The organism is Mesorhizobium sp. M7D.F.Ca.US.004.03.1.1, assembly GCF_003998635.1.
In the GTDB taxonomy this organism is placed as follows: Bacteria; Pseudomonadota; Alphaproteobacteria; order Rhizobiales; family Rhizobiaceae; genus Mesorhizobium; species Mesorhizobium loti.
The window spans coordinates 1-4,794 of the sequence record NZ_RZQG01000455.1 but is presented as its reverse complement, the minus strand read 5'-3'; the positions used below and the strand labels follow the sequence as shown (position 1 = coordinate 4,794).

At 63.6% G+C, this 4,794-nt stretch carries 3 protein-coding genes and 1 pseudogene; all 4 read right to left on the bottom strand.

Features of this window, described 5'->3' with window-relative positions; translation table 11 throughout:
- A partial coding sequence (locus tag EN935_RS22605; RefSeq protein WP_164771266.1) for an SDR family oxidoreductase occupies positions 1-710 on the bottom strand: 710 nt, incomplete at its 3' end.
- 145 nt (positions 711-855) lie between these two features.
- A complete protein-coding gene (locus EN935_RS22595) occupies positions 856-3,132 on the bottom strand; it encodes a transglycosylase domain-containing protein (protein WP_127264148.1) in 2,277 nt (758 codons plus the stop codon).
- 71 nt (positions 3,133-3,203) lie between these two features.
- Positions 3,204-4,202 carry a hypothetical protein gene (locus tag EN935_RS22590; protein ID WP_127264150.1) on the bottom strand — a complete coding sequence of 333 codons (999 nt, stop codon included), beginning with the start codon at positions 4,200-4,202 and terminating at the stop codon, positions 3,204-3,206.
- An 84-nt stretch (positions 4,203-4,286) separates the two neighbouring features.
- Positions 4,287-4,794: pseudogene (locus tag EN935_RS22585) on the bottom strand (hypothetical protein); the annotation flags it as partial.

Genomic DNA, 4,794 nt, shown 5'->3' with positions numbered 1-4,794 from the left:
ACATAGGACGCCTGTTGCGAGCACAGGAAGAAGATGATGTCGGCGACTTCCGCCGTGGTGCCAAGCCTTCTCAACGGGATCGTCTCGACGATCTTGTCCGTGCCCGGCGACAGGATCGCGGTGTCGATCTCGCCGGGCGCGATGGCGTTGACGCGAATGCCATGCGGACCGAAATCATGCGCCATCTCGCGCGTCAGCGAGCCGAGTGCCGCCTTCGATGTCGCATAGGCGGTGCCGGCAAAGGGATGCACACGGGTGCCGGCGATCGAGGTGACGTTGACGATCGAGCCCTTGGCCGCCGCCAGTTCCTTGAACAGCCCGCGCGCCAGCATGATCGGCGCGAAGAAATTGACCTGGAACACGTCGCGCCAGACATGCATCGGCGTGTCGATCGAGTCCATGCGGCTGTTGCCGTCCTTCAGCTTCGGCGAGATGCCGGCATTGTTGACCAGCGCATGCAGCTGGCCGCCATGCGCTTCCAGCCGGCGGCGGATTTCCGACACCGCGATGCCGACATCCTCCTGATCGGCGAGATCGACCTTGATGTGGTCCTCAGGACCTGCCGGCCAGGGACAGTCCTCGGCAAAGGCCTGGCGCGAGCAGGTGATGACGCGCCAGCCCTCGCGCGAAAAACGCTTGACCGTGGCGTGGCCGATGCCGCGGCTGGCGCCGGTCAGCACGATGGTCTTTCTGGTGTCGAGTTCAGCCATTTCAGGGTCTCCGGCCGGCAGATGTAGCCGAACGCCGCCGAGGTGGCGAGAGGCGAGTCGCCGCTAATGCATGTCGCTCAAAAGTGGCCTCGGTTTTGAGGCAACGACATGCATATAAACAAAGAGCTAAAGCGCGCGACGCGCTTTAGCCGCCAAGGAGATCGAGGATCGAAGTCTGACGCTTCTTGCGCGGACCGCCGACGTCGCCTGGCGGCACCGGGTGCTTGATCGACGCGGTGGCCCCGTCGTCCTCGGGCATGGAAAGGCCATCGGCATCGACCGTCTGGGCGGGACGGGCCGCGCGGACCGGTGCTGGCGCCTGGGCGACCGGCGCGGCCGGCCGCGCCGCCGGCGTCTGCTGGCCGACGGACGCGGATGGAACCGGCGCCGGCGGCGTGTTGTTTGCCGAGGGTATCTCGTCGGGCACGATGGTGTCGGCCGGCGTCGATTTCCAGGTGCCGGGCAGCGGCCGCACCGGCACGCCCTCGTGGGCTGCGACCATGAATTCGTGCCAGGCCTGGGCCGGCAGTGCGCCGCCGGTGACCTTCTTCATCGGGCTGCCATCATCATTGCCGAACCACACACCGGTGGTGAGGTTGGCGGTGTAGCCGACGAACCAGGCATCGCGCGAATTCTGGCTGGTGCCGGTCTTGCCGGCGGACGGCCAGGCGAAAGCCGCTTTCCGGGCGGTGCCGATCTCGACCGTACCCGTCATCATCGAGTTCATCATGCCGACGATCTCGGGCTTGACGACACGCGGCGCGCTGCCGCCACCGCTGTCGTAGAGCACCTTGCCTTCCGTGGTCGTCACGCGGCGGATGAAATGGATATCCGGCTTGTAGCCGCCATTGGCGAAGGGGACATAGGCCGATGTCAGTTCCAGCGGCGTCACTTCCGAGGTGCCGAGCGCGATCGACGTGTTGGACTGCAGGTCGGACTGGATGCCCATGCGGTGCGCCGCCTCGACAACCGCGTTCGGCCCTACCTCCATGGTCAGCTGGGCCGCGACCGAATTCAGCGATTTGGCCAATGCGGTGGCCAGCGTCACCTTGCCGAAATACTTGCCGCCATAATTGTCGGGCGTCCAGTTGCCGATCTTGATCGGCGCGTCGTTGCGCACGCTGTCGGGTGTGCGGCCGGCCTCAAGCGCGGCCATATAGACGAACGGCTTGAACGCCGAGCCCGGCTGGCGGCGTGCTTCCGAGGCGCGGTCGAACTGGCTGGTCGAATAGTCGTAGCCGCCGACCATGGCGCGCACTGCGCCGGAATCGTCGATCGACACCAGGGCGCCCTGGGTGACGTTGAGCTTCTTGCCGCTGTCGTCGATCAGCCTGCGGATCGATTGTTCGGCGAGCTTCTGCAGATTCAGGTCGACGGTGCTGTCGATGACGATATCGCCGCGCACGTCGCCGATCAGGTCGGGCAGTTCCTCCATGATGGTGTCGGCAACGTAGTTTTCCGAGCCGGTCCAGTAGGACGGCGCACGCGTTGCCGGCGCGCTCATCGCCGAGGTCAGTTCCTTGGCGCTGATCTTGCCCTCGTCGCGCATGGCGGCAAGCACCAACTGCGAGCGTTCCTCGGCAGCCTTCGGATCGCGTGCCGGCGACAGCCGCGACGGCGCCTTCAACAGGCCGGCAAGCAATGCGGCTTCCGACAAGGTGACGTCGCGCGCGCTCTTGCCGAAATAACGCCGCGAGGCCGCTTCGACGCCATAGGCACCGGAACCGAAATAGACCCGGTTCAGATACATTTCGAGGATCTGGTCCTTGGTGTGCTTGTGCTCCAGCCAAAGTGCCAGCAGCACTTCCTGCACCTTGCGCTCCAGTGTGCGGTCGGGCGTCAGGAACAGGTTCTTGGCCAATTGCTGGGTCAGCGTCGAGCCGCCCTGCGAGAAATGTCCGCCAAGCACATTGGTTACCATGGCGCGCGACAGGCCGATCGGGTCGATGCCGAAATGCGAATAGAAGCGGCGGTCCTCGATGGCGATGACGGCCTCTGGGATATAGGGCGACATTTCATGCAGCCCGACCGCCTCGCCTCCGCTCATGCCGCGATTGGCGAGCAATTGGCCATCGGCCGAGACGATCTTGATGTTGGGCGCGCGGTCGGGGATCGACCAGGTCGTCGCCGCTGGCATCTTGGCGCCGTAGTAGACGACGATGCCGGCCACCGCGATGCCGCCCCAGATGGCGAGCACGAAGCACCAGTAGAACAGCCGGCCGAGGACCCCGAACAGGCCGCGCCGGCTCCTGTCGCGCTTGACCCGCGACGATTTCCCTTTGGCCGGCTTGCGTTTGGCGGAGGCTTTGCGATTGCTCGGCACGACGCGATCCTCCTCGTTCGCCGAAAGCCCCGCTGAGGATCGCGCCTGCGGCGGTCCCTCGAAACTGGGTTCGATGCGACTGTCTCTGCGGTTCGCCATGCGCTGTGCTTGATATCCCCGATGCCTATGGCGTTCGGGTTGAAGAGTAGATGCGGCGATTTAAGGGCGGGTTAAGTCTCGCCGAGTTCGATCTTCGAGGGGCCAACCAGCGACGCCAGCGCGAAAAAGGCCATCGGCTGCTCTTCGCAAGTCACCGCGAGGACGCTGTTGGACCGGTCGATATCGAGGCCTTTCGGCCCGCCCTCGTCAAAACTGGCCCTGCCCCGCAGGAAGGTTTCTTCATCGAGCACGGCAATAGAGCGCTCGGGCGTGCGACGGCCGTCCCAACCAGTGCCGCGATCATAGACATGCAGCATCGGGCTGCCGGCGTCGGCAACCACGATGTGCCGATCATCGCCCGTAAAGCGCACACCGTGCGGATAGCCGGCATTCTGCAGGATACCGGCCGGTTCACTGTCCGGTCCAAGCGACGCCCACATGCTGTAGATCTTCACATCCTTTGTGCCGTGGCTGCTGACAGCGATCCACTTTCCATCATGGCTGAGCGCAATGCCGTCAGGGATATCGAGACCACGCTTTAGAAGCAGCTGATTGCTTGTAGCGCGATAGCCAAGCCACCGGTTGACCACATGCCGGGTGACCAGATGCGCGTAATTGTTGCAGACCAGCAGACTGACGCGGCCGTGCAACTCCTGCCTGACGGCGACGGAGCCCGGCGAATTCAGTTTGTAGGGCCGCCTGCCTCGGATCTGGCGAATGGCCGCGATCTCACGACACTGGCCAGCCGGTTCTTCACGCGGCAGAGCAAATAGCGCAACCAGCCCATCGCGATTGGCGACTGCCAAGGTTCGGTCATCGATGAAATCGAGGCCATGGACTTCACCCATGTCGTCCGACGTCAACTCCATGAAATTGTGAAGTGTGACGCCTGGCCCATCAGGTCCCGTCTCGACGTCGATGCGCAGGATCAGGCAGCGCTTGCGCGCATATCCGGCAATTGCCAGCAGCCGGTTATCAGGCGAAAAACGCAGGTCCTCGGTGCGCCCGATTTCCGCAAGCGCGGCCCGCACGGCATCGCCTGCCTTGAAATCGATCTGGTGTATCGTCATGCGCCTCTCGTTGGCATTGAAGGCCGAAAATCTGTCTCATCGGCCTGGCCCTTGCCAAACCCCTGCCCGGCTTTGATGTCTCGTTCAGATAGGCTCGAACTTCACATCCGGCTGGTCGGGACCGCCGGCTTGCCGCAACAGCGCGAGAATGTGTTCGCCCCTGTCAACCTGCTGTCGTCTCCAGTTCGAGGCGTTCGTCACATGCAGCCAGCCATCGACCACCATGAAAAAATCCTCGGATTGATCATGGCCCGCGCCGAAGCGAAGCGATTTGTTTTCGGCGAACCGAACCAGCGCCGGATCGATTGACCTGTAGAGCACCGGCCAGTTGCCGCCACCGGAATCCATATGAAACTTGTAGCTCGGGGCGAAATCCAGCCGCCGCCGCAACAGGCTTCCATCGAAAAAACAGAACCCGGGCCACAGGAACCAGCCGCCCGGCGTTGGCGTATCGCGCCGCGCGCTGCCGTAGAGGCTTTTGCCCTCCATCCGGGCGCGGATCGAAAATGGTTCAGTCGGAAAGATGTCATGATCGATGAAGCCGAAAAGCCTCGGCCCGAACCTGGGCAAGAAATTCCGCACGATCCAGTTG